The organism is Methylosinus sp. KRF6 (assembly GCF_018887255.1).
Taxonomy (GTDB): domain Bacteria; phylum Pseudomonadota; class Alphaproteobacteria; order Rhizobiales; family Beijerinckiaceae; genus Methylosinus; species Methylosinus sporium.
On record NZ_JAHLJF010000001.1, the window covers coordinates 3534182 to 3558783 of the forward strand.

The 24602-nt window shown below is 61.5% G+C and carries 28 protein-coding genes; 24 read left to right on the plus strand and 4 right to left on the minus strand.

Features of this window, described 5'->3' with window-relative positions; all coding sequences use genetic code 11:
* Window positions 1–5: 5 nt before the first annotated feature.
* The gene (locus KP010_RS16715) at window positions 6–467 is read right to left on the minus strand and encodes a hypothetical protein (protein ID WP_216281226.1); all 462 of its coding nucleotides are present in this window, start codon (window positions 465–467) and stop codon (window positions 6–8) included.
* A gap of 196 nt (window positions 468–663) precedes the next feature.
* On the opposite strand from KP010_RS16715, the gene KP010_RS16720 reads away from it, so the two are divergent.
* The 9 genes from KP010_RS16720 to fliR are packed head-to-tail and all read left to right on the plus strand — an operon-like array spanning window position 664 to window position 8858.
* On the plus strand, window positions 664–1902 hold the full coding sequence (locus KP010_RS16720) for a flagellar hook protein FlgE (protein WP_142862240.1): 1239 nt from the start codon (window positions 664–666) through the stop codon (window positions 1900–1902).
* Between the two features lie 24 nt (window positions 1903–1926).
* Window positions 1927–3414, plus strand: a complete 1488-nt coding sequence (flgK, locus tag KP010_RS16725; protein ID WP_142862241.1) for a flagellar hook-associated protein FlgK — start codon at window positions 1927–1929, stop codon at window positions 3412–3414.
* Between the two features lie 15 nt (window positions 3415–3429).
* Window positions 3430–4479, plus strand: coding sequence for a flagellar hook-associated family protein (locus KP010_RS16730; protein WP_216281228.1), 1050 nt, complete (start codon window positions 3430–3432; stop codon window positions 4477–4479).
* A 27-nt stretch (window positions 4480–4506) separates the two neighbouring features.
* A complete protein-coding gene (flaF, locus tag KP010_RS16735; RefSeq protein WP_108916846.1) occupies window positions 4507–4854 on the plus strand; it encodes a flagellar biosynthesis regulator FlaF in 348 nt (115 codons plus the stop codon).
* Window positions 4855–4861: 7 nt separating this feature from the next.
* Entirely contained in the window at window positions 4862–5272 is a 411-nt protein-coding gene (gene flbT / locus KP010_RS16740; RefSeq protein ID WP_142862243.1) for a flagellar biosynthesis repressor FlbT, read from the plus strand.
* Between the two features lie 12 nt (window positions 5273–5284).
* The gene (gene flgD, locus KP010_RS16745; protein WP_166141796.1) at window positions 5285–5704 is read left to right on the plus strand and encodes a flagellar hook assembly protein FlgD; all 420 of its coding nucleotides are present in this window, start codon (window positions 5285–5287) and stop codon (window positions 5702–5704) included.
* Entirely contained in the window at window positions 5701–5967 is a 267-nt protein-coding gene (fliQ, locus tag KP010_RS16750; protein WP_142862244.1) for a flagellar biosynthesis protein FliQ, read from the plus strand. The genes flgD and fliQ overlap by 4 nt, the downstream gene beginning before the upstream one ends.
* A 54-nt stretch (window positions 5968–6021) precedes the next feature.
* On the plus strand, window positions 6022–8106 hold the full coding sequence (gene flhA, locus KP010_RS16755) for a flagellar biosynthesis protein FlhA (RefSeq protein ID WP_142862245.1): 2085 nt from the start codon (window positions 6022–6024) through the stop codon (window positions 8104–8106).
* Between the two features lie 2 nt (window positions 8107–8108).
* The gene (gene fliR / locus KP010_RS16760; RefSeq protein ID WP_142862324.1) at window positions 8109–8858 is read left to right on the plus strand and encodes a flagellar biosynthetic protein FliR; all 750 of its coding nucleotides are present in this window, start codon (window positions 8109–8111) and stop codon (window positions 8856–8858) included.
* Here the strand turns inward: fliR and KP010_RS16765 are convergent.
* Window positions 8789–9208, minus strand: a complete 420-nt coding sequence (locus KP010_RS16765; protein WP_216281230.1) for a hypothetical protein — start codon at window positions 9206–9208, stop codon at window positions 8789–8791. The genes fliR and KP010_RS16765 overlap by 70 nt on opposite strands.
* 54 nt (window positions 9209–9262) lie before the next feature.
* The gene (locus tag KP010_RS22835) at window positions 9263–9532 is read right to left on the minus strand and encodes a hypothetical protein (protein ID WP_246728821.1); all 270 of its coding nucleotides are present in this window, start codon (window positions 9530–9532) and stop codon (window positions 9263–9265) included.
* Here KP010_RS22835 and KP010_RS23390 point away from each other — a divergent pair.
* From KP010_RS23390 to KP010_RS16780, 3 genes are read left to right on the plus strand one after another with little or no spacing between them, the layout of a single operon-like run.
* Window positions 9498–9764: a rod-binding protein gene (locus tag KP010_RS23390; protein WP_370464684.1), complete on the plus strand. Its 267-nt coding sequence runs from the start codon at window positions 9498–9500 to the stop codon at window positions 9762–9764. The two genes, KP010_RS22835 and KP010_RS23390, sit on opposite strands and share 35 nt — an antisense overlap.
* A 50-nt stretch (window positions 9765–9814) precedes the next feature.
* Window positions 9815–10228, plus strand: coding sequence for a hypothetical protein (locus KP010_RS16775; RefSeq protein WP_142862248.1), 414 nt, complete (start codon window positions 9815–9817; stop codon window positions 10226–10228).
* A 16-nt stretch (window positions 10229–10244) separates the two neighbouring features.
* Window positions 10245–10709 (plus strand): flagellar basal body-associated protein FliL, encoded by a 465-nt coding sequence (locus KP010_RS16780; RefSeq protein ID WP_246659777.1) that lies wholly within the window; start codon window positions 10245–10247, stop codon window positions 10707–10709.
* 74 nt (window positions 10710–10783) lie between these two features.
* On the opposite strand, the gene KP010_RS16785 is transcribed toward KP010_RS16780, so the two are convergent.
* The gene (locus tag KP010_RS16785; RefSeq protein WP_108916882.1) at window positions 10784–11452 is read right to left on the minus strand and encodes a response regulator transcription factor; all 669 of its coding nucleotides are present in this window, start codon (window positions 11450–11452) and stop codon (window positions 10784–10786) included.
* A gap of 227 nt (window positions 11453–11679) precedes the next feature.
* Here KP010_RS16785 and KP010_RS16790 point away from each other — a divergent pair, with 227 nt between their 5' ends.
* From KP010_RS16790 to KP010_RS16845, 12 genes are all read left to right on the plus strand, one after another.
* Window positions 11680–12231, plus strand: a complete 552-nt coding sequence (locus KP010_RS16790) for a MotE family protein (RefSeq protein WP_142862249.1) — start codon at window positions 11680–11682, stop codon at window positions 12229–12231.
* Window positions 12228–12953: a flagellar basal body L-ring protein FlgH gene (flgH, locus tag KP010_RS16795; RefSeq protein WP_142862250.1), complete on the plus strand. Its 726-nt coding sequence runs from the start codon at window positions 12228–12230 to the stop codon at window positions 12951–12953. The genes KP010_RS16790 and flgH overlap by 4 nt, the downstream gene beginning before the upstream one ends.
* Before the next feature lie 15 nt (window positions 12954–12968).
* Window positions 12969–13550, plus strand: a complete 582-nt coding sequence (locus KP010_RS16800; RefSeq protein ID WP_142862251.1) for a flagellar basal body-associated FliL family protein — start codon at window positions 12969–12971, stop codon at window positions 13548–13550.
* On the plus strand, window positions 13547–14278 hold the full coding sequence (gene fliP / locus KP010_RS16805; protein WP_108916833.1) for a flagellar type III secretion system pore protein FliP: 732 nt from the start codon (window positions 13547–13549) through the stop codon (window positions 14276–14278). The genes KP010_RS16800 and fliP overlap by 4 nt, the downstream gene beginning before the upstream one ends.
* 253 nt (window positions 14279–14531) lie before the next feature.
* Window positions 14532–15443, plus strand: coding sequence for a flagellin (locus tag KP010_RS16810; RefSeq protein WP_108916832.1), 912 nt, complete (start codon window positions 14532–14534; stop codon window positions 15441–15443).
* 338 nt (window positions 15444–15781) lie between these two features.
* Window positions 15782–16693: a flagellin gene (locus tag KP010_RS16815; RefSeq protein WP_108916831.1), complete on the plus strand. Its 912-nt coding sequence runs from the start codon at window positions 15782–15784 to the stop codon at window positions 16691–16693.
* Window positions 16694–16835: 142 nt separating this feature from the next.
* A complete protein-coding gene (gene fliF, locus KP010_RS16820; RefSeq protein ID WP_142862252.1) occupies window positions 16836–18485 on the plus strand; it encodes a flagellar basal-body MS-ring/collar protein FliF in 1650 nt (549 codons plus the stop codon).
* Window positions 18485–19141, plus strand: coding sequence for a hypothetical protein (locus KP010_RS16825; protein WP_142862253.1), 657 nt, complete (start codon window positions 18485–18487; stop codon window positions 19139–19141). Before fliF ends, KP010_RS16825 begins: the two co-directional genes overlap by 1 nt.
* Window positions 19138–20247 (plus strand): flagellar motor protein MotB, encoded by a 1110-nt coding sequence (locus tag KP010_RS16830; protein ID WP_142862254.1) that lies wholly within the window; start codon window positions 19138–19140, stop codon window positions 20245–20247. Before KP010_RS16825 ends, KP010_RS16830 begins: the two co-directional genes overlap by 4 nt.
* Entirely contained in the window at window positions 20244–21401 is a 1158-nt protein-coding gene (locus KP010_RS16835; protein ID WP_142862255.1) for a hypothetical protein, read from the plus strand. Before KP010_RS16830 ends, KP010_RS16835 begins: the two co-directional genes overlap by 4 nt.
* Window positions 21398–24007 (plus strand): flagellar hook-length control protein FliK, encoded by a 2610-nt coding sequence (locus KP010_RS16840; protein ID WP_142862256.1) that lies wholly within the window; start codon window positions 21398–21400, stop codon window positions 24005–24007. The genes KP010_RS16835 and KP010_RS16840 overlap by 4 nt, the downstream gene beginning before the upstream one ends.
* On the plus strand, window positions 23955–24545 hold the full coding sequence (locus KP010_RS16845; protein WP_142862326.1) for a transglycosylase SLT domain-containing protein: 591 nt from the start codon (window positions 23955–23957) through the stop codon (window positions 24543–24545). The genes KP010_RS16840 and KP010_RS16845 overlap by 53 nt, the downstream gene beginning before the upstream one ends.
* The last annotated feature ends 57 nt before the right edge of the window (window positions 24546–24602 follow it).

The window sequence follows — 24602 nt, forward strand, 5'->3', positions numbered from 1 at the left end:
CCTGATCATTGAACGGCATAGTATGGACCGCTCATTCGCAGGAGCAGTTTCTCATTGTGCGGCCACCGCCCTCTCATCCGGCAGCCGGCGTCGACGCCGCTCTGCCAAACCACATTCGCAGCGAGCAGCGCTCCCTGCTGATCATCGTAGAGAAGAATGGAGCGGGGGAGCGGGACGCGCTGCGCGAGGCGCAGCCTGATTCCTCCGCCGGTGCGGTTCTTATAGAGAAACTCTGTGAGGAAGCGCTCGCCGCCATCGAGAATTTTGCCCGATTGCAAATGCACCGGGCGCCGCGCTTCTCGTCGCCTTTCGACGAAGGAGGGCCGCTCTTCCACGACGACCGAGTAGGTGACGACGCCTTCGCGTGGAAGCATTCGAGACGTGACCCGCCGAAGCCATGCGCCGGCGCTTATCTCGTTCGCCTTCGCTCCATGCAGCAGTGGCTTGATCGCATCTGGTCTCTTCACCTCGAATGTCCCTCTGTCGGTTGCGCCGAACGAACCTGGAAATGCAGAACCCGCGCCGGCAGTCGCAAGATATGAGAACGAGATTATTTCAAGGTTAACCGTTTTCCTCGCATGGTCCATTCGTGCGCAGTCGACAGCTTCACGCAAGCTTTGAGACTTCTAATCCCGACGTCTCACGGATATGAAGGAACGGCAGATGACGGCGAGCGCGCTTTTCAACACGTCGGTTATGGGCATGTCGGCGCAGACCACGGCGCTCAGCGCGGTCGCGGAAAACATCGCGAATTCGGGAACCGTCGGCTATAAGGAAGCGACGACGCAGTTTCAGACGCTTCTGTCGAGCGTGCAGGGCGGAGCCGACATCGACGGCGGCGTCGCTGCGAGCAATGTCATCGAAATCACCAAAGCCGGCAGCACGCTCAACACGACATCGGCGACCGATCTCGCTATCTCAGGCGAGGGCTTTTTCGTCGTGAGCGATGCGAGCGGCAACACCTATTTGACGCGTGCAGGCTCCTTCCTTCCCGATACGCAAGGCCGGCTCGTCAATACGGCCGGCTACTATCTCATGGGCTACAGCGCCTCGGCGGCTTCCGCGCCATCCGATCCCGCGGGCTTGCAGGTGATCACGATCCCCTATGGGACGACGATCAGCACGCCATCCACCGAAGGAACGCTCAGCGCCAATCTTCCCCAGACCGCCGATGTAGTCGGCGCCGCCGATCTCCCTTCGGCGAACGCCTCGACCTCCACCTATTCCAAGAAGACATCCGCTACCGCCTATGACAATCTCGGCAATGCCGTCACGCTCGATGTCTACTTCTCCAAGACATCCGACAATGAATGGGAAATGTCGGTGTTCGACGCGTCGACAGCGACCGATGGCGGCTTCCCCTATTCGTCTGGTCCGCTCACCACGCAGTCTCTCACCTTCTCCTCGACGGACGGAAGCCTCACCGGCGGCTCCAGCGCCTCGATCGCCGTTCCCAATGGCTCCACGCTCACACTCGATCTCAGCGCAATGACGCAGCGCGGCAGTTCCTTCTCTGTCGTCAATCCGACGATCAATGGCAACGCCGCTTCGCAGGTCACCAGCGTCAACATCTCGAAGGACGGCACGCTGAGCTATGTGCTCGGCAATGACCAGTCGGTGGCTGCGAGCAAAATCCCTCTCGCCAGGGTCGCCAGCCCCACCAATTTGCAAGCGCAATCCGGCAATATATTCGCCGTCACCAAGGACTCGGGGGTGGCCTATCTCGGCGATGCGAATTCCGGAAGCATGGGATCGATCGCATCGTCCACGCTCGAGGGCTCGACTGTCGATCTCGCGACCCAATTGTCGAACATGATCGTCGCGCAACGCTCCTTCACGGCGAACAGTCAAGTGTTTCAGGTCGCGTCGGAAGTGATGCAAGTGCTCAACAATCTGAAGTAAGCGACGCAATGATGGGCGGTCTCCATGTCACTCACTAATGCCGGAGCGATCGCCAACCAGTCGCTCGGAACGATCACAGCTCAAATAAGTGTCGTCTCGCGCAACATAGCCGGAGTGAATGTCTCCGGCTATGCGACCAAGACGGCTCTCGTTTCGACCACCTCCAATGGCGCGGCTCAGGTCGGTGGCGTAGCGCGCGCCACCAATGCAGCGCTGTTCCAGAACTCCCTTCAAGCCTCCGCTACCCAAGCGGCCGCGGCGGTGCTGTCATCCGGGCTCGACCAGATCGATCAGGCTCTGGGACTCTCTTCCGGAACCGCGACCGATACCTCCACAAATCGCTCGCCCGCAGCGCTGCTGTCCGCGCTGAAAGGCGCGCTGCAGAGCTACAGCGCGTCGCCATCCGATACGACTGTCGCGCAAAATGTGCTTTCGAGCGCCAAGGCGGTAGCGCAGGCGCTCAACACCGCCGATATGACCGTGCAGCAATTGCGCGCGCAATCCGACAGCGACATAGCGGCGTCGGTCGCGAATATCAATTCGATCCTCTCGCAGTTCCAGCAGGTGAATTCGGAGATTGTCGCCGGAACGAACGCCGGGCGCGATGTGACGTCGGCGCTCGACCAGCGAGACGCTCTGCTCAAATCGCTGTCGACCGAAATCGGCGTGACGACGGTCACGCGAGCCAATAATGATATGGTGATCTACGCCGATGGCGGCGCCACGCTCTTCGAAACGAGCCCGCGTTCCGTCACATTCCAGGCGAACGGCTCCTATACGGCGTCGACGACAGGAAACGCGGTCTATGTCGATGGCGTCCCTGTAACAGGCGCCTCCCCCGCGATGGCGATCCAATCGGGAAAATTGCAGGGGCTCACTCAGCTTCGTGATGTGGTCGCTCCTCAATATCAGAATCAGCTCGACGAGACCGCGCGCGGGCTGATCGCCGCCTTTGCTGAAACCGACCAATCCGGACTGGGCTCGCCGGCTCCCGGCTTGTTCACTTATTCCGGGGCTACGTCCGTGCCCGGCGCGAGCGTCGTTCCCGGTCTCGCCGGTCAGATCATCGTCAATCCGAATGCGGATCCGAGCCAGGGCGGCGATCTCGACCGACTACGCGACGGAGGCATTTCGGATCCGACGAACTCCGCCTATATCTACACGACGACCGGCGCGGCAGGATACACCGATCGAATCAACGAGCTCGTCGCATCCTTTTCGACGGCTCAGGGCTTCGATCCTGCCGCGGGCCTCGGCTCCAGTCTATCACTGATGGATTATGCGACGTCATCGCTCGGCTGGTTCGAGGCGCAACGCCAGCAGGCCAGCGAGACCGAATCTTATCAGTCGACGCTGTTGTCGCAGACGACCGACGCCCTTTCCAACGCGACCGGCGTCAATCTCGACGACCAAATGTCGAAAATGCTCGATCTCGAAAATTCCTATCAGGCGTCGGCAAAGCTCATCTCTGCGATCGACGCCATGTATACCGCGCTCTTCCAGGCGCTCTGACGAACGGACGGACAAATGGTCTCGATCACATCGACCCAAACGCTCACCAATGCGCTGAGGCGGTCCGTTCTCGACGTTCAGACGCAATTGTCGAAAGCTCAGGCCGAAGTCTCGACCGGACGCATCGCAGACCTTGGTCTTGGTCTCGGCGCTGCGATTCAACGGGACTATGCCTATGGCTTTCGCTCCGATGATCTCGCGGCGCTCACAGCCAGCAATAATGTCGTCTCGACGCGCCTCAGCGCGACTGATACGGCGTTGAGTTCCATCGCGAGCACCGCGCAGAATTTTCTCGAGACGTTGATCAGCGCGCAATCCGCCGCCGGAAGCGATCCCGGCACCATACGCGGCTATGCCGAGACAGGCTTGAAGTCGCTGATTTCCACGCTCGACACCAGCGTCGACGGGGTGCAGATTTTCGGAGGCGTCAACACTGATGTGGCGCCGCTTTCAGATTACTTCTCCGATCCGCCATCGACGGCGAAACAGGCCGTCGATCAGGCGTTTTTCGGCGCTTTCGGAGTTGCCCAGGGAGACGCCGGCGCCGCCTCTATCACTGATCAGCAGATCCAGACATTCCTGTCCGGGCCATTCGCGGATCTATTCTCGTCGACGTCCTGGAGCAGCGATTGGTCCAGCGCGACGGATGAGACCACGAAGAATAGGATATCTCTATCGCAGACTTCCGAAACATCCGTGTCGGCGAATGAAGCAGCGCTGCGAAAAATCGCGCAGGCCTATACGATGGTCGCCGATCTCGGCGTCGAAACGATGAGCAGTTCGGCCTATCGGCAGATTCTCGAAACGGCGTCGGTGGCAATGTCCGACGCTATTTCGGGACTGACGACATTGCGCGCAAAAGTCGGCGTGATGCAAAAGGGCGTATCAGACGCGAATGAATCGCTGTCGGCGCAACGCGATATGATCGCGACGCAGATCGGCTCGCTCGAAAACGTCGATCCGTTCGAGGCTTCGACGCGGCTGAACAATCTCACCACTCAGCTCGAGACCTCGTATACGCTGACGGGAAAGATTCAACAGCTGACTCTGTCGAAATATATCTGAGCGCACGAATGACCCGAAGAGAATCGCATGTATCGTAATGTCTACGCTCAGACGGTAGAAGAATCTCCCGCCGCTGCGCGGCATCGCGAACGCGCGTTGCTCGAACGCGCGATCCGGCTACTCGCCGTCGCCAAGGTCAAAGGCGTGAGAAGCAGCGAGTCATTCGAGGCGACGGCGAACATGCGGCGAATTTGGACGGTGTTCATCGAAGACCTCGGCAGCGATGGGAATGCGCTTCCGGAAGCGCTTCGCGCCTCGCTCATTTCTATCGGCCTCTGGATTTTGCGCGAGCTCGAAGCGATCGACTGCGGTAGGTCGGACAATTTCGACGGGGTCATCGAAATCAATCAGATGATCGCCGATGGGCTGAGCTGAGGGCGGCATGAACATTTCGTTACGGCGGGGCGAAAAGCTCTATCTAAATGGCGCGGTCATTCGCGCCGATCGGAAAGTCTGCATCGAGCTTCTCAATGACGTGACGTTTCTGCTCGAAAATCACGTGATGCAGGCAAAGGACGCTACATCGCCGCTACGACAGCTCTATTTCGTGGTGCAGCTGATGCTCATGTCGCCGAATGACGCCGCGGCGGCGATCGACATGTGCCGCGGTATGCTCGCTTCGCTCAACACCGTCTTTCCCGATCCGCGAATCCTCAACGGTCTGGCGCTCGTCGCCAAATATGTCGACGACAAGCGCATGTTCGACGCGTTGAAGACAATCCGCACGCTGTTCCCACTCGAATCGGAGATTTTGAATCCGAGCTCGACGCAGGACAGCGGCAAAGCAGCCTGAGGAGGCGATACCGTGACTGTGTCTTCGACGACAGCCATCACCAATGCGACCGCGACGTCCAGTTCGACAACGACATCCTCCACCAGCAGCTCGACGCAGACGTTGGGCTATGATCAGTTTCTGACGCTTCTCATCACCGAGATGAAGTATCAGGACCCGACCGAGCCGATGGATGCGACTGAAACGGTTTCCCAGCTCGCATCGTTTTCGTCGGTGGAGCAGGCAGTCAAAACAAATACGACGCTCACTTCGATCCTGAACTCCAATTTGCTCACCCAGGCGAGCTCGTTGATCGGCAAGACAGTCTCGTCCACCGACGGATCGACGTCCGGCGTCGTCGCTTCGGTCTCGACATCGAGTTCCGGAGCAACCGCGACGCTCACTGACGGGTCGACCATTTCCCTCGACGCCGGTGTCACGGTGCGCGAATGAACGAGGCCGACGCCCTCGAAATCATGCAGCGCGCGATCTTCACCGTGCTCGTCGTTTCGAGTCCGATCGTGGGCGCGGCCATGGCGGTCGGCATCGTTATCGCGCTCCTCCAGGCTCTCACTCAGGTCCAGGAAATGACCTTGACCTTCGTGCCGAAGATCATTGTGATCTTTGTCGCTCTGGGGCTATCGGCGCCATTTGTCGGCGCTCAGATTCAGGCATTCACCGAGTACGCGTATTCTCGCATCGAGAAGGGATTCTGAGCGCGACCGCTCCCGCGACGTCGCGGGACGCGAGGCGCTGCAGGGGACAATTCTATGACGGACGTCGCATTGGTTGGAGCCGCACCGGAGGGACGTGCGAAGGACGTCGGATTCGCTCTGGCGATCATCTTCATCCTATGCATTTTCTTTCTGCCGATTCCGCCGTTTCTCATCGATATGGGTCTCGCATTCTCCATTGCGCTCGCAGTGCTGATTTTGATGGTCTCTCTCTGGATCCAGAAACCTCTCGAATTCTCCGCGTTCCCGACAATTCTTCTCGTCGCGACGATATTGCGGCTGTCGCTCAACATCGCGACGACGCGCCTCATCCTCGGGCATGGCGCCGAGGGAACGGCGGCGGCCGGCTATATCATCGCCGGATTCTCCAAGCTCGTGATGAGCGGAGACTTCGTCATCGGTTTGACGGTGTTCGCGATCATCGTCACAGTCAATTTTCTCGTCATCACCAAGGGCGCGACGCGAATCGCCGAAGTCGGCGCGCGTTTCACCCTCGACTCGATTCCCGGCAAGCAGATGGCGATCGACGCGGACCTCAACGCCGGGTTGATCGACGAGAAGCAAGCGCAGCTGCGGCGACGGGAGCTCGAAGAGGAGAGCTCCTTCTTCGGCTCGATGGACGGCGCATCGAAATTCGTTCGCGGCGACGCCATTGCTGGTCTCGTCATTCTCGCTGTCAATATTTTCGGCGGCATTGTCATCGGCGTCACGCGCCATGGAATGCCGCTGTCGAGCGCCGCTGACGTATTCACCAAGCTGTCGGTCGGCGAGGGTCTGGTGTCACAGATCCCAGCGCTCATCGTTTCCTTGGCGGCGGGTCTTCTCGTGTCGAAAGGCGGCACGCGCGGATCGACCGAGCAGAATATCGTTCGGCAGCTCGGCAATTATCCCAAAGCGCTATATGTCGCGTCGTCCTTGCTGTTCGTGCTGGCCTTGATGCCGGGGTTGCCGCTCACGCCTTTCATGATGCTCGGAGGCGCTATGGCCTTCGTCGCCTATTCGATGCCGAAGCAGGCGGCCAAGCTGCGCGCCACCGAAGAAGCGAAAAAGGCCGAAGACGACAAGCGGACTCAGGCGGAAGCCAAGGACTCGATCCGTGAATACTTGAAGACGCCGGGCGTCGAGCTGTGCCTCGGCAAGCAGCTTTCCGCCCGTCTCTTGATGTCACAGGACGAGCTCGCGCATCGTGTCGGCAAGATGCGTCGAAATTTCGCTCGCCAATATGGCTTCGTGATACCCGAGATCAAGCTTACCGACGATCTCGCATTGAAGCAGAAGAGCTATCAGATCAAGATTCACGGTACGGTCGTCACGACGCAGGAACTGCAGCTCGGTCAACATCTCATCATCGTAGGGCAGGGACGTCAGCCCGATCTGCCGGGCGACGAGACGGTGGATCCCGCCTTCGGTCTCAAATCCTTTTGGATTCCGGACGCGCTGGTGGCGGAGGCGAGGCGTGAAGGTTTCGAGCCCGTCGATCCGATCTCGGTGCTGCTCACGCATCTCTCCGAAGTGCTGCGCAATAATCTCTCGCAGCTGCTGTCGTATCGCGACGCACGTATGTTGCTCGATCGCCTCGAGCCGGAGTACCGCAAGCTGATCGATGAAATGGTTCCAAATCTCATCTCCAATTCAGGCCTCCATTCGGTGCTCAAGCTGCTGCTCGCCGAGCGCGTGTCAATTCGCAATCTCGATCTCATTCTCGAGGCGGTCGGCGAAGTCGCGCCCTATGCGCGTCGTGCAGAGCCGATCGTCGAGCATGTCCGGACGCGCCTCGCGCCGCAGATTTGCGGAGAGATAGCGGTGAACGGTTCGTTGAGCGTTCTGCGACTCGGCGCTCGTTGGGATTTATTTTTCCACGAGAGTCTCCGTCGCGACGCAAAGGGAGAAATCGTCGAATTCAACGCCGAGCCATCGCTCATCGAGCAATTTGGTCAGGAGGCTGCCGCAGCGATTCGTGAAAGGATCGAGCGGGGGGACATTTTTGCCGTGGTGACGACGCCGGAGGCGCGTCCTTATGTTAAGATGATCATCGGTCGCCTGTTCGCTGCGCTTCCGGTTCTTTCGCATCTCGAAATCGCTCGCGGCGTGGAGATCAAATCGCTCGGGACAATTGCGTGACGATGAGTCTCACGGACGTCGTCACGACGCTGTTCGTGCTGTTTTGCAGGATAGGCGCCTGCATCATGACCATACCTGGATTTTCCAGCCAGCGGATTCCCGTGCGTGCGCGGCTCTATACTGCGATCGCCGTGACGCTCGCGCTGGCTCCGGCGCTTTCGGAGGCCGTGGCGCCCGTCGTGGTCGAAGCGACGCCGGCGGGCGTGCTCTTCGTGCTGCTCGGTGAGCTCTTCATCGGCGCGCTGATCGGCTCGATGGCGCGCCTTTTCTTCTTTGCGCTGGAGACAATGACCACAGCGGCGGCGATGACGACGGGCCTCGGCAACATATTGGGAGCTTCGGTGGAGGAGGCGGAGCAGCTTCCGGCGATGAGCTCGTTCATTATGCTCGGAGCCACGACTCTCGTCTTCGTGCTCGACCAGCATTGGGAAATGATCCGCGGGCTATTTGCATCTTATACAGCGATACCAGTCAGGGATGGAATAGCGACGGATGGAATGTTGCGGGAGTATATGAAGGCTCTGTCGCAGGCGTTCCTTCTCGCGCTGCGGATCAGCAGCCCGTTTCTGCTGTTTGGATTTATCGTGAATCTCGCTTTCGGCTTTCTCAATCGAATGTCTCCATCGGTGCCGGTGTATTTCGTTTCGACGCCTCTGCTGATCGCGCTCGGCATTTATTGGTTTTATGTGATGGCGGACGATTTCTTCACGGCATTCACGTCGGCGTTCGGCGCTTGGCTCTTGTCGGGATAAGGGCGATGAATTGGAAAAATCAACGACGAATTCTCGCGGTGCATGAGCAGTTGCATCGCATAGAGGTCGGGAGATTGTCGCGGCTTGAACGCAAGGCGCGGGAACTGAAGGCTGAGGAAGCGCGTATTGTCGAATGTCTCGACGGCAATCGAAACTTGATCGCGCTTTTTCCGGAAGTCGTTCTGCAACGCTTGAAGGCCAACATCCGTCAGCAACAGGATCTGCGCAATGAGGTCGATCGGCAGACTGAGGTCACGTTGGAGCAGGCCAAGCGCGTGAAGCAGGCGGAGCGGCTCGTCGCGGATGCACAGATGGAGCGAGATCGTATCATGGAACTCGAGGAGCTTCATGAGGTCATCGAACATTACGCGACGCAGCGCGACTTCAGCGCGCCGTAAGTCTTCTCATATATGAGATCCGACGTCGAAGGATTGGAGATCCATGTCGATCTTTCCCGCTACCGACCTCGTGACCGAAGTCGCCAAGGCTGCAGAGCCCGCGCGTCGCAATGCGGCCGTGGCGCGCCTCAGCGAGATTTCCAACGCGACGCCGAATTCGGTCGACGGTTTCGCGACGCTCGTTGCAGATCGTCGTGATGCGTCTTCGACGGCGACGCCGACAATCACTGCAAGGCCGGTCATGATCGATGCCGCCGCGACGGCGTCGCGCGACATTCGTTCAGCCGACGCGACACAGAAATTCGAGGCCTTCATAATTCAATCCTCGCTCGAGGCGATTCTTCCGAAGTCGGAAGGAGGATTTTTTGGTCGCGGAACGGCGGGCGACGTCTGGCGATCCATGATCGCGGAACAAATCGGCGATCAGATCGCGAAGGCGGGCGGACTCGGTCTACGCAAGCTGCTCGATCACGATTTAGCGTTGCGGGCGGAAAGAACGAAAACTTAGTGAGTGCGTCGACGACTAGGGTCGGGACGCGATTCGAATGGATCAAGGAAATGGCTGGGCATCGGCATAGCGAAGAAAAAGTGAGTGGAGCGGGTTTTCGGAACGACCACGCTCAGGAGGCGAGGCGCGCGGCCTTCATCAGCTGCGTGGATCGGTTGACGCGCGTCATCGAGCGCGAGAGCGACGCGCTGCGATCGCGCGCCAACGTGGACTTCGAGGACTTCAATGCGCGCAAGACTCACGCGCTTTTGGAATTCTCGCGTGCGTCGCGCGCCTATTCGGCGCCGCGTTCCTCGGCGATCGAAGCGAAGATCGAAAGCCTGCGCTCCACGCTCGTCGAGAATGGGAAGCTGCTGGAACGCCGCCTGCGCGCTATGAGAGAGATCGCGGGCATAATGATCTGCACGATCGAAATGTCGGAGTCCGACGGAACCTATTCCACAAGGTCGTCGGCGGAACGTTGAAATTGGAGCCCCGTCGATGATGCGTATGGTGTTGATCGGAATTTGGGCCTGTGTGGTCACGTTGGCTTCGACCTTCGGGGCGTCCTACTGGAAATCCCATCGCAGCGCGCCGGCGGAGCCCGCGGCGCATGTCGAAAAGCTCGAAGTCAAAAAGGTCAAGCCGATCACGGTTCCGATTATTTCGGATGGAATGCTGAAAGGCTATATTTCCGCCGAATTCGCTTATGTCGTGGAAGCCTCGAACACGTCGCACGGCAGTGGAGGCGGCGCAGTCGATGCGGACAGCTATGTGATGGATGAGGCGTTTCGCCGCCTCTATGCCGATAATAGCCTCGATTTTCGACGAATCGAAAAATACGATCTCAATTCGTTGACCAGGGAACTCACCAAGAGCATCAATCAGCGCCTCGGCGCGGAACTCGTTCGCGAGACACTGGTCAAAAGCTTCGCCTTTGTCCCGAAGGACGATATCCCACACTAGAACCAAACGAAAGCAGGCTCGGCGGCGAAACGCCGGCCGAGCCTTCAGGGGGGGACGACTTTCGAAAAGACGCTTCAACCGACGAGCATATAGCCTAGGAAGCGTTGAGAATCGATCGGATCATAGCCGAGGCGGGCGCGCAGCTTCTTCCGTAGCTTGCTCACATGGCTTTCGACGACATTCTCTTCGACGACATCGTCGAAGAGCCCGTAGACGGCGTTGAATATCTGCGACTTGGTCAGACGGCGTCCGCGATTCATCACGAAATATTCGAGAATTCTGCGTTCACGGCGCGGCAGGTTGAAAGCCTCGCCGCGCACCAGTGGATCTCGGCCGTCGAAGAACACCTGCATCGGCCCCACGACCGCATGATCGCGACGCGTTTCTGCGCGGCGCCGAATGGCGTAGACGCGCGCGAGAATCTCTTTCACATGAATCGGCTTGCGCACGACATCGTCGACGCCGGCCGTGAACAGTCCCAGCGTCTGCTCGAGCGACGGCGCCTCGTTCATCGCGATCACGGGAGCTTGGGAGCGTTTGCGAATGAGCTTCGGCAGCTCTTCGCGCTCCGGGCATTCTCCGATCAAAAAGGCTTCGACGGCGAGCATGTCCGTCTCGACGGCGGAGTCGACCCAATCGATGAATTGCCCGGAACAGAACCCCGCCGAGGAGATTCCCTCCTGGCCGAAGTGGCGCGCATACCCACTCGTCACCAGTTCACGCTCATCGACGATTATGAACATTGCCGTCCCCTTGACATGCGTCTCGCCCTGGCAATTTGCGCGAATCACTATAGCGACTACTTAGCCGCATCGATTCCGCGGCGTCAACGAAATAGTAACCAAATAAAGCGATGCTTCTTTTACGAGCGCGAGTCCGCGCCGCGCTCGTCGATCTGGCGCGGTGCAAGCCACACGCAAGGTGGATCGGGCAGCCTGTGCTCGTCAAAGATCGACGTCGAGCCAAGCCAATGTCAAATTTGCGAAAGGCGCTTCCGCTCGTCGTGGCGACAGCGTTCGTTTCCTGCGCCTTCGCCATCGGGGCGGAGCAGAAAAAGGCGGAGCCGAGCGCCAAAGAGGAGGCGCCGCGCGTGCGCGAAGCGCGCGTCGCGCCGCCGGCGCCCGATGCGCGTCAATATTGCGCCGACGTCGCAGCCGCTGCGGGCGCGGCTCGCAATGCGCGGCAGGAGAAGGAGCTGCTCGACATAGAGCAGCGAATCGCCAAGCGGACCGCCGATCTCGAAGCCAAACGCGCCGAGCTGCAGGAGGTTCTGGATCGCTATGACACGCTGCTCAAGCAGACCGATGAGCGGCTGGTGTCTATATATGGACGTATGCGGCCGGAAGCCGCCGCGGCGCAATTCGCCAATATGGAAGAAGACATGGCGGCGGCCATGCTGATGCGGCTGCAACCCAAGCAGTCCAGCGCGATTCTCAACGAGATGGAGGCGTCCCGCGCGGTCCTGCTGACCAAAAAGGTGGCCTCATTGTCGAGTCTCGTCGGCGGCGGAAAGAAGCAATGAAGAGACTGGGCATGGCGATCGGTTCGGTTCTTGCGCTCGCCGGATGCGCCACCGACCCGCGCGACATAGGGCGCGAGCCGCATATGAGTCCCGTCGGCAGCGGTCTGTCGTCCTATGATGATCAGCTGCCGACGGGCGCAACGCGGCCGTCGGCGCTCGGGCCGCAAATGCGCCTCGACGACAACCGAGTCAATCTCTATCGCGATGTTCGGGCGATGGCGGTCGGCGATGTCGTGACTGTCAATATTTCGATGGACGACAAGGCCGTGCTCGGCAATTCGACGGATCGCTCGCGCGACGCCAAGGTCAAGACGACGTGGTCGTTTCTGTTCGATTTCCTCGCCGGCGCGTCTTCGACGCCGCCCGAACGAAAATGGACGGGTTCGGTCAATAATGATCTGCAGTCGAGCAGCTCGACTCAAGGGCAGGGGTCGATCAATCGGTCGGAGCAGATTCGCCTTTCGGTCGCCGCGGTCGTCACCGCGGTTCTGCCCAATGGCAATCTCATGCTGCGCGGATCGCAGGAGATTCGCGTCAACTACGAGCTGCGCGTGCTGACGATCGCCGGCATTGCGCGACCGCGCGACATCGGCAAGGACAATACGATCTCTTACGACAAAATCGCCGAGGCGCGCGTCTCCTATGGCGGACGCGGCAGATTGTCGGAGGTCCAGCAGCCCGCATGGGGCCAGCAGGCCTATGACATATTCGCGCCGTTCTGAGACAGGGAGGGGAATTTGGCCGCGCCACCTGGCTCCACCACCGCCGCCGATTCACAATCGTCCTCCTCTGGGCAGCTGGCGCTCGCGCTCATTGTGGCGACGGCGCTGGGCGCCGGCGGAGGCGGCTTTCTCGGCTTTACGCTGACGGGCGATCCGGCGGCGACCGCCAAATCACCGGCGGTGGAGCCGCAGCATGAGTCCTCGGCGCCGAAAAAGAGCGCCGAGCCGGCGGATAAGGGACATGGCGGCGGACATGGCGCCGTGGCGCAGAGCGATGGCGGGAAAGATGGGGCGGGGCAGGCGAAGATGAAGCTCAAGGAGCTGGCGCCGATCGTCACCAATCTGGCTTCGCCGGAAACCGGCTGGGTGCGGCTGCAGGCGTCCATCGTCTATGATTCCCAAGCCGTGCCGCAGCCCGACATATTGATCTCGCAGGTGACCGCGGACATTGTCGCTTTTTTGCGGACGATGACGCTCGCCTCGCTCGAGGGCTCCGACGGCCTGCGGCGGCTGCATGAAGATCTGACAGATCGGGCGGCGATCCGTTCCGAGGGACATATTCAGGAGGTCATTATTCAAGCGCTGGTCGTTCAATGAAGCGCGCGGCTGCGATTCTCATTCTTCTGCTCGCGCCGACGGCCGTCTTTGCGCAGGGGCTCGATCTCAACGCTCTGCTGCCTTCCGGAGGGGGCTCGGCGAGCGGGAGGATCGTGCAGCTCCTCGTGATATTGACGGTGCTCTCCATTGCGCCCGGTCTGCTCATAATGGTGACGAGCTTCACTCGCTTCGCCATTGCGCTGTCGTTTCTGCGTAGCGGACTGGGGCTGCAGAGCACGCCGGCCAATCTCGTTCTCATCAGCCTCGCCTTGTTCATGACCTTCTACGTCATGGCGCCGACCTTCGACGCGGCCTGGAAGGACGGACTTAAGCCATTGATGGACAATAAGATCACCGAGGTCGAGGCGTTCGAGAAGATTTCGCAGCCGTTCCGACGCTTCATGATCGCCAATGTCCGCGACAAGGACATCAAGCTGTTCGAGAATCTCACCAAGGACAAAGCGCCCACCGCCGACTATGACAAGCTCGGACTTCAAGTGCTCGCCCCGGCCTTCATGATTTCGGAGCTGCGCCGCGGCTTCGAGATCGGGTTTCTCATCGTCCTGCCATTTCTCGTCATCGATATGATCGTCGCCGTCATCACAATGTCGATGGGCATGATGATGCTGCCGCCGACAGCCATTTCGCTTCCCATAAAAGTGCTGTTCTTCATTTTGATCGACGGGTGGAATCTGCTCGTCGGCAGCCTTATTCGATCCTATTCATAGGTGCGCGCGCTGCGCCCGGCTCCGCCGGCACAACTCCCTGTTAGGCCTTCGTTAATCGCATTTTCTGCGAATTGTGGCGGTCCTTCGCCTCGCGTGTAATATCCGATTGTCCGGCGCGGCCTTGCGAGACCGCAGACGCGCCGTCGACAGAGTTCTTCGGATAGGGCGAGGGCGCCCAAGGCATGATGCCGCTTCCGTCGAGCCGGTGAATTTCCGGGATGTCGCGTTCACCTCATCCAAGGATCGACGAGTCATGTCCAGCATTCTGACCAACGCCTCCGCCATTACCGCTCTCCAGTCGCTGCGCTCGGTCCAGTCGTCTCTCGCTTCGACGCAGAAGGAGATTTCGACCGGCCTGAAGATTTCCTCGGCCACGGACAACGCCTCCACCTGGTCGATCGCCCAGACGATGAAATCGGACCAAGGCGTTCTCTCCACTATCACCGACTCGCTGTCGGTCAGCTCCTCGGTGCTGAATGTCGCCACCGCGGCGGTGACCAACGCCATATCGGTGATCAACAACATCAAATCCGCGGTCGCGCAGGCCGCTCAGCCCGGCGCCGACACGGCCAAGATCGGCACCAGCCTCACCGGCCTCAGCGACCAGCTCAAGAGCATCGTCACCTCGGCGAATTTCAACGGCTTGAACCTGCTCGATGGCTCGCGCAGCACTTTCAACTCCATCGCGTCCTATAGCGACGGATCCGGCACTGCGGCTTCGTCCCTGAACACGATCGACCTCAACGCCACCGCTCTGATCGGCGGCGGCGGCGCCTCGCCCGTGGTCGCGGCCGGCGCCGGCATATTGGAGGTCGCTCAGGCCACCGGCGCCACGGCGGCGACGGACTTCACGAGCCTTTCCTCGTCGGATGTCTCTTCCAGCGCGACGATTACGGACACTCTGTCCAACGCCGACAAGGCGATCGCCGATCTCACGAAATACGCCTCGCAGATCGGTGCCACGCAGAGCAGCGTCAATGGTCAGGCCGCCTTCGTCAAGACGCTGAACGAAAGCCTCACGGCGGGCGTCAGCTCACTGGTCGACGCCGACATGAACGAGGCCTCGACCCGCCTGCAGGCCTTGCAGACGCAGCAGCAGCTCGGCGTCCAGTCGCTGTCGATCGCCAATCAGAACAGCCAGATCATCCTGCGCCTGTTCCAGTAATCCGTCGCCTTCCTACATCTCCTCAATTCATTGGAAGCCGCGCCCTTCGGGGCGCGGCTTTTTGTCGTTTGCGCAGGGTGAAGGCTCCGCTCGCTTAGACCTTTGTTAAGGTTATCTAGTTAGGTTAACGATCGTGCAGGCTGTGCTGTAGCCGTCGAGACCGCGCTGGTTTCGATGCGTCGTCGAGCGGATCGGCTCCCGCGATGCGCCGGCGCTCCGCCGTTGACTGCTTCGGATAGGGCTCGTGAGCCCAAAGGCATGATGCCGTTTCCGTCGAGCCGGTGAAATTCCGGGATGCCTTTCGTCACTAGTTCCACCCCAAAAGGGATCGATGAGTCATGTCCAGCATTCTCACTAACGCCTCGGCTATCACGGCCCTTCAATCGCTTCGCTCGACGCAGCAAGCGCTCGCGAGCACGCAGAAGGAAGTCTCGACCGGTCTCAAGATTTCGAGCGCCACCGATAACGCCTCCACCTGGTCGATCGCCGAGACGATGAAGTCCGATCAGGGCGTGCTGTCGACGATCGGCGATTCGATGTCGGTGAGTTCGTCCCTTCTCAACATCGCTCAGACCGCCGTCACCAATGCGATCTCCGTGCTCAACAACATCAAATCGGCGGTGGCGCAGGCGGCGCAGCCCGGCGCCGATACGGCCAAGATCGGCACGAGCCTCACCGGCCTCAGCAATCAGCTCCGAAGCATCGTCACCTCGGCGAGCTTCAACGGGCTCAATATCCTCGACGGCTCGCAATCCTCCTTCGCCTTCATCGCCTCCTACACCGATGGCGGCGGCGCGACGGCCTCGGCTCTCAACACGATCGATCTCACCGCGACTGCGCTGATCGGCGGCGGCGGCGCTTCGCCCGCTGTCGCGGCCGGCGCCGGCATTCTCGAAGCCGCTCAGGGCACGGGAGCGTCGGCTGCGACGGATTTCACCAATTTGTCGATAACGGACGTCGCCTCGAGCTCGGTTCTCGGAGATACGTTGACCAACGCCGACAAGGTGATCTCGGATCTCACCAAATACGGCGCCCAGATCGGCGCGACGCAGACGACGATCACTGGCCAAGCGGCCTTCGTGAAGACGCTGAACGAAGCGCTCACCAATGGCGTGAGCTCGCTGGTCGACGCCGATATGAACGAGGCGTCGACGCGCCTGCAGGCGCTACAGACGCAGCAGCAGCTCGGTGTTCAGTCCCTGTCGATCGCGAACCAGAACAGCCAGATCATCCTCAAGCTCTTCCAGTGACCGCTGGCGAGCATTCGAGCGAGGGCCTTGCCGCGGCCGGCGAGGCCCTCGCTCCTTTCAGGTGAGACGCTCGGCAAAGTTCGCACAAGCCACAGGCGGCACATTGGGCCATCACATCGCGTCAACCCGATGAAACGCCCCAATGGACCGCCTAAATCAGCTGCGAGACAATCTGCTCGGACTTGGTCCCCGCAAGCTCGCGGCCCTCGCCATGATCTTCGTCCTCGTCCTGGCGGTGACCGGGGTCGGGGCCTATTATCTTTCGCGTCCGAATTTCGAAGTGCTCTATGCCGGCCTCGATCGCGAGGATGTGAGCCGTATCGGCGCCGCATTGAAGTCGAGCGGCATTCCTTTCGATATCAATCCCGAGGGCAACGCCGTCTCCGTCCATTATGGTCAGACTGCGCCGGCGCGCATGATGCTCGCCGAACGCGGCCTTCCGCAGAGCGCCAATGCGGGCTACGAGCTCTTCGACAAGGTCGGATCGCTCGGCCTCACTTCTTTCATGCAAGAGGTCACGCGCATTCGCGCGCTCGAGGGCGAACTCGCCCGCACCATTCAGCTGATTCGCGGAGTGAAGGCGGCGCGCGTCCATATCGTACTCGCCGACGAGGGCTCCTTCCGCCGCGCCAAGCAGCCGCCCTCCGCCTCTGTCGTGATTCGTACCGAGAGTCCGGACGATTCGAAGGCGGCGCACGCTATACGCCATCTTGTCGCCGCCTCCATTCCCGGCATGTCGGTCGATCAGGTGACGGTGCTCAACACCGACGGAATGCTGCTCACCACTTCCGCCGGCGACGAGAACGACGCCGTGCCGAGCAAGACGCTGACGCTGGAGCGCACGGTCGCCAAGGACATTCAGGACAATATCCGTCGCACGCTGACGCCCTATCTGCGCATGTCTAATTTCCAGGTCAGCGTACGAACGCGCATCAACACCGATCGCAAGCAGACAAATGAGACGATCTTCGATCCCGAATCGCGGGTCGAGCGATCGGTGCGCGTCGTCAAGGAGAACTCGACGTCGCAGAACAACAGCACCACCGGCGCCGCCGGCGCGGACCGCAACATTCCGCAGGACAACAAGCCATCCGCCTCCGAGGGAAAGCAGTCCAACGACGAGAACAAGAAAAACGAAGAGCTCACCAATTTCGAGCTCTCGTCCAAGACGATCACCACGGTGAGCGGCGGCTATACGGTGGAAGGCATTTCGATCGCGGTGCTGGTCAATCGCGCGAGCCTCGGCGGGCCGGGCAAAGACGGACCCAAGCCTGAAGCCATCGAGCGGCAGATCAAGGAGATCGAGCAATTGGTCTCCACCGCGGCCGGCCTGCGCAAGGAGCGTGGCGACACTGTCAAGGTCTCGGCCGTCGACTTCATGCCGAATGAGAACGACATGGGCCCGGTCGAGGCGCCGGGCTGGGCCGACGCGCTCACCCATCAGCTCGGCTCGGTCATCAACGCCTTTGCGCTGATCGCCGTCACAGTGATGCTCGTCGTTTTCGGTCTGCGTCCAGCGTCGCGCGCTTTGCTCGCCGAGACGCCGGCGACGGCTCTCGCCCAAGATGCGGCGCCGATGCTCGATATGGATAATGCGGTGGAACTGCCCTTCACGCCGCTCGAAGCGCCGGAATTCACAATGGCCGCGGCCGTCGACACAGGTCTCATCGAAGACATCGCCGAGCACGGAAAATTCACTCAGCAGAAACGGCTCGAGCAGTTGATCGAAGCCGATGAGATGCAGGCTGTAGCGATATTGAAGCAATGGATGTATGCGGAGGGACGCGTCTGATGGCGCGCTCGGTCGCCTTTTATCTCCCGCGCTTCGACGAGCCGCCGACGATCATCGCGCCCGAACCGCCTCCGCTCGCGCTCGCGCTAGAGGTCGTAGAGCCGGAGCCGGCGCTCGAAATCCCAGAGGCCGAGCCGGAAGATTTGTGGCCGCGGCTGACCGATGAGCTGCGGGAGCAATTGCTCGAGGAGGGGCGAGCGGCCGCCGAGCTCCAATTCGATGAAGAAATCGAGCGCGAGCGCGCAACCTTCGCCCAGCGCTTGGAGGAGGAGCGTCGCCGCTGGTCGCGTGAGGAGGGCGAAAAGCTCGCTCGCGATTTTCGAGACGCGTTGAGCCGTTTCTCCGCGCGCATCGGCGATGATGTCGAGCACATACTCGAGCCTTTCGTGGTGCGCGAGATCCGAGAGCGGATGCTGGCCGGCCTCATAGAGACATTACGAGTCTTGATCGCAGATCGCGAAAATCCAGTGGTCCATCTGAGCGGGCCCGTGGATTTGCTCGAAGCAATCTGCACGAAATTGCATAGCGAGGATATCGCCACCAAGATCGACGACGTCACAGGCGTCGACGTGCGCGCGCGCCTCGATACGACGACGATCGAAACCCGCCTCGGCGACTGGATGGCGCAGCTGCGCGAAGGGGACGACGCCGCATGAGCGATCACGAGGAAAGCGAGATCATCTTCATCCGCAAGAAGCACGGGGAGGAGGAAGAGGGTCATCACGGCGGCGTCTGGAAGCTCGCCTTCGCCGATTTCATGACCGCAATGATGGCCTTCTTTCTGGTTATGTGGCTCATCAATTCGACCTCGAAGGAAACCAAGGCGGCGATCGTTCAATATTTCAATCCTGTGCAGCTCATCGACTCTAATCCGGCGCATAAGGGATTGCGGGATCCGGCCGAGGCCGGCCAGGGCAAGAGCCAGCAGTCCAGCACTGCGCCGGACCAGGGCGCGATCGCTTCCGCGCCGCCCGGTCCCGCGGAGAAGGGCAGTCCGCAGCGAGAGGCTGCGCTCCTCTATGACCCGATGTCGACGCTCGATGAGATCGACCGCAAATCACCGCAGGCTTCGTCCTTCGGCGATCCTTTCGATCGCAGCGCGCATGGCGTCGGCTATGTAGAAGAGCGCGTCGAGGACAATGGATCGCCCGATAAATCGATATCCGCCGAGCCTGTGGAGGCGCCGCGCCCGAAGCCCGCTGCTTCGACTCCGCGCGGCAGCTCAAAATCCTCGGCGCCTTCGCAACGCGCGGCGCTCGCAGCGCCGCCGTCCGTCGATGACAAGAAGGGCGAAGCCGCTGCGGCGGGCATGAGGGCCGCGGTCGAAAAGGTCGTCAAGACCGAGGCCGCCGCTCTGCGCGACATGCCGCATGTCGAAGTGACCGAGACTCAGGAGGGAGTGCTCATCAGCCTCACCGATGACGCCAATTTTTCGATGTTCGCGGTGGGCTCGGTCGAGCCCCGGCCGCAGGCTGTGCGCATCATCGGAAAGATCGGCCAGCTCTTGGCCAAGCAGAGCGGCGAAATCGAGCTGCGCGGACATACGGACGGGCGATCGTATAAATCGGCCGCCTATGATAATTGGCGACTCTCTTCCGATCGCGCCAATATGGCTTATTACATGCTCGTGCGGGGCGGGCTCCCGGAAAAGCGCGTGGTGAAGATCGCGGGCTACGCCGACCGTCGGCCGAAGACCCCCAAAGAGCCGCTCGCGGCGGTCAATCGCCGTATCGAAATTTTGCTGCGCAGGAGCGATCGTTGAGGACCTCTGCGCGCGCAGTTCTCGCCGCCGGCTTGATTCTTGGTCTCTCATTCTGCGCCGATGCAGGCGAGCTCACCGAGCAGGTGCGTGCGCTCAACACGCTGCAAGGGGCGATGGTGCAGGGCGCCGCCGGCGCCCGCGGCGCGATTCCCGCGCAGATCGAGCGGATCGAGCAGCTCGTCTCCTCTCTCGACGCCGAATCTTGGAAGGAAAGAAGCAATTCCGCCGCCGCGGCCATTTTTCTCTTTTGCGGAGGGCCGTCCCGGACGATTCGTAAGGTTCTCGATGCGCAGCTCGTTCCTGCCGCCGACACGCCGCTGGTCGCCGGCGCGGTCGCTTATGCGGAAGGACGTAACGCGGAGGCCGCCAAGCTACTGACGCCGATCGACGCACGCTCGCTCGGCGACACGCTCGCCGCGCATCTCGCTTTGATCCAGGGCGGATTGTTGATTGCGACGGACAGAGCAAAGGCGCGCGATCTGTTCGATCTTTCGCGTCTGCTGATGCCGAGCTCGCTCGTTGAAGAAGCGGCGTTGCGTCGCGAGATGTCGATTGTCGACGCGGCCAAGGACCCGGTGAAATTTCTGGTGCTCGGACGCCGCTATGGCGCGCAATATGCGAAGTCGCCGTTCGCCCGCAATTATTGGGACGAGATGCGCGCCGCGACCTTGCGCGCAGCCGCGATCGGCGACAATTCCCGCTTGGGAGAGTTTCGAGCGTTGCTGAAAGGAGCCTCGCCTGCTTTGCGCTTCGAGACCCATATGGGAGTCGCGCGTCAAGCTATTCTGAGCGGCCGCGTCGCGCTGGCGACGATCGAGACACAATATGCAGGACCGCTCGCCGATTCTCCGGTCGGGCGTGCGCGCGTCGAGCTCTACCGCGCTGCGCTCGCCGGTCTCGCGGGCGATTTCGAGACAGCGGAAGTGGAGTTCGAAAAAATAGATCCGAAAATGCTGCCGGCGGCCGACGTCGAGGTCCGCGATATCGTGACCGCCGCGATCAGCCGGCTTCGAGGCGAGTCGGAGGGCGTTTCCTCCGCCGCGCCGACAGCGCCGGCCCTCGAGGCGGCGCGTCCCGAATCGACGATCGAACGCGGCGCGCAACAGGCATTGAGCGACGCCGATGCGCTGCTCCAGCGGGCGACGCGCCGATGAGCTTCGACGCTCTATTCCCCAATTTGCCGACGGGACGTCTGCTCGGCCGCCATGCCGACGCCGCTTCGGCGGCCCCACGCGACGCCGATGGCGCCGATGCGAGTCAATTCGCGTCGCTTCTATCCGATCTCGACGAGCGAAACGCTCCCGCCGCTCATACGGCGAAGGCCGATTCCAATGGCGCGACGACCGAGGGCGCCGACGATCGTTCCGATCGTCGGCCCGCGTCGGAAGCCGTCGCCACTGACACGCCGAGCAATGCGCCACTGCAAATGCGAGCTTTCGCGGCGGTTCCGCCTTTCGATATCGATTGGTCGCCTTCGAGCTCGCGATCGGCTCCGGCGCGATCCGACGCCGAATCCTCGACCGACGAGGTTGCGCCGACCCGCGCCGACGCGAGCGAATCCATTCTCATGGCCCCCGGCGCAGAGAGCGGCGCATCTACCGCATTTACGTCTGTCGGAGCGATAGCGCCCAATCGCATTGCTGACATGGCCGACAGGCGCACGGGAAATGACGCGCCTGTCAGGACGGCGTCGGCGACGACGAATGTCGCGACCGCGAGAGGAGGGGATGCTCTTTCCGCCGGCGATGATCGAGCCGATCTCATCACGAGGACGGATCTGCGCGGCGCATCGGCCGAGGCGGCGACGCCGACGCATCGGAGCGCCGCGATGCTCGAGCGCAAATCGTTCATGGCGACGGCGTCCGTCGATGCCGCTGTCGGCCCAAATGTGAAGATGGCGATCGGCCCGACTCCGCATTCCTACGAACGATCCGTGCGAGCCACAGAGGATCCGTACGCCATCGACGTTGGAGCAGCGGATCGAGAAGCGATCGCCAGTGCGTCGTCGCGCCATTTGCAAAGCGGCGCGGCCTTGCAGCCGTTCGAGAGCGCGCCTCTGCCGTCGCAGGCCGCCAAAGACGATAGCGCGAGCGCTGCCTCTGTACGTGATTCGCGCCGCATCGCGACGTCGCAAAACAATCGACCTTCGGTCGAGACGCCGCTCGATACGGCGCAGGCCGATCCGGCCGCGCAGCCGCCGCCAGCGGCCGCTTTCCGGTCGAGCGAGCCGATGGTCGCCGCGAGCGCAACCGCCGCGCCTCGATCGGCGCAGACGGCGACGGATGGCGAAGCCATGACGTCGCCCACCACCCGGCAAACGAGATTCGAGGATCTCGCCTCGCAATCCGAAGCGGCGTCTCCACGATTCTACGCTGCGGCATCGCCATTCGCCGTTCCGACGGGCGACGATCGCGCCTTCTCGACGCCTATCGATTCGATTGGCGTGGCGGACCGCGCCGTTCTTGCTTCGCTCGGCTCCGTCGCCGTGAATCAACGTTCGACGCAAATCGGGATATCGCCTCCGCCGCGCGCGACCTCTGCGAGCGTGATCGGCGATCGTTCTTCGCAGATCGCGCGATCTGCATCCGCTGTGACAGAGATCGAGATCGACGAGCTGGGCCTTTCCGAGGCGCCTTTGTCCGATTCGCCGGCGCGGCCGGAATGGCGATCGTCGGCGCAGGTCGATGACGGTCGGGCGCTCGGCTCCGCCGCATCGCGGCTCATGCAAACTCCGTCGATTCGTTCGGCTTTGGAATCGCGGCCGGCGTCATCTGTCGAAATCCATGGCGGGTCTCTCGCGACCGATGCATCTGTCGGTGCGATGAGCGTCGCGCCGAGCAATGATCGTGTGGCTACGTCATCGTCGACCGACCGCGCTTCGGGCCATGATTCCAGGTCGAAGTCGTCGGACGCCGCGCAGCCGGTCTCACCGTCCCTAGCCGGCATTGCGCCGCCCATCGGCGCTCCCGGAGCAGACCCGTCGTCGGACCGTGGCCGCCAGTCCGAGCGGCGCTTTTTCGCTGAGACGAGCGACCGGCGCGGGTCGAACGTCGATGTGAGATCCGCGGCTCACGATGTGGAGAATAACGTTCAGGCGCCGACGAGCGCCTCGCCCGCGCAGCCCGACACATCGAATGTCTCGGCGCCGGAACCGATCGGAACGCTCGCAATCTTCGCCCCGTCGACGCAGCTCCCGACCGCTTTCGTAGAATTGCTCATCCCGCAGGCGCGCAGCCTTCTCGCTTCCGCTTCGTCTGCGCCCGCGACAGCGGCCGCAAGCGCGGCTCCCATTGTCGAAGCGCAGCGTCATGTCGGCGCGCCGAAAATTCTGACGATCGAGCTCGAGCCCGCTTCTCTGGGCGCGGTTACGGTCAAAATGAAGCTCGCGCATTCGGGAATCGATATGCGCATCAGCGTCGAATCGACAGAGGCGCTGCATCGGCTCGATGCGACGCGCGATCGCCTCGTCGAGGCGATGCAGTCGTCCGGCTGCACGGTCGATTCCTGCACGATTCAGATCGGTCAGAACGTCGCGGGCGGCGGAGCTGCGCAAGCGGCGTCGGATAGCGGGGCCGCCTTTGCGCAATCGAGCGGAACAGGCGCCGGACGCGACGAGCAGAGCGTCGATCGACAGGGAGTGGGCCATGGCGGACAGGGCGGAGATCGCAGGCAGAGCGCCAGCGGCGAGGCGAATGATTCGACGCCGAATGGGGAGCCTCGGCGCGTCGCTGCTCGTCGCGGCGACGACGTCTATCTGTGACGCGCGCGCCGATAGCCGACCGGCCTCCAATATTTGCGAAAGGGAGATGATCCGCGCCTCCAATGAGAATGCGGTTCCTCTCGCCGTGCTCTATGCGGTGGCGCTCACCGAAACCGGCCAGAAAGACGGGCTCAACGCTTTCGCGATGAATGTCGAAGGGCGAGCGGTGTTCAGCGCGGATTTCCGCGAGGCGATGATGCGCTTTCTCGCGGCGCGGCGGTTGGGCGCCGTGCTCATCGACATCGGCTGTATGCAGGTGAACCATCACTACCATGGCGCTCGATTTGCGAGCGTGGAGGCGATGTTCGATCCGCGCGCCAATGTCGATTATGCGGCGCGCTTCCTCCGAAATCTCCACAAGAGCGAAGGGAGCTGGACCGCCGCCGTCGCCCGCTATCACGCCGGCCCCAAAAATGCGTCGGCGCAAAAGAGCTACGTATGCGCAGTGATCGCGAATATGGTCGCCAGCGGATTCGGCGCTTGGACCGACGCCTCGCGCGATTTTTGTCGTCCACGCCGCGAGTCGGCGTCACGCTGAGCGCATTCGCGCTCGGCGTGCGTCGGCTTTCGATCTTCCCGGCTCACATTCAAGCGC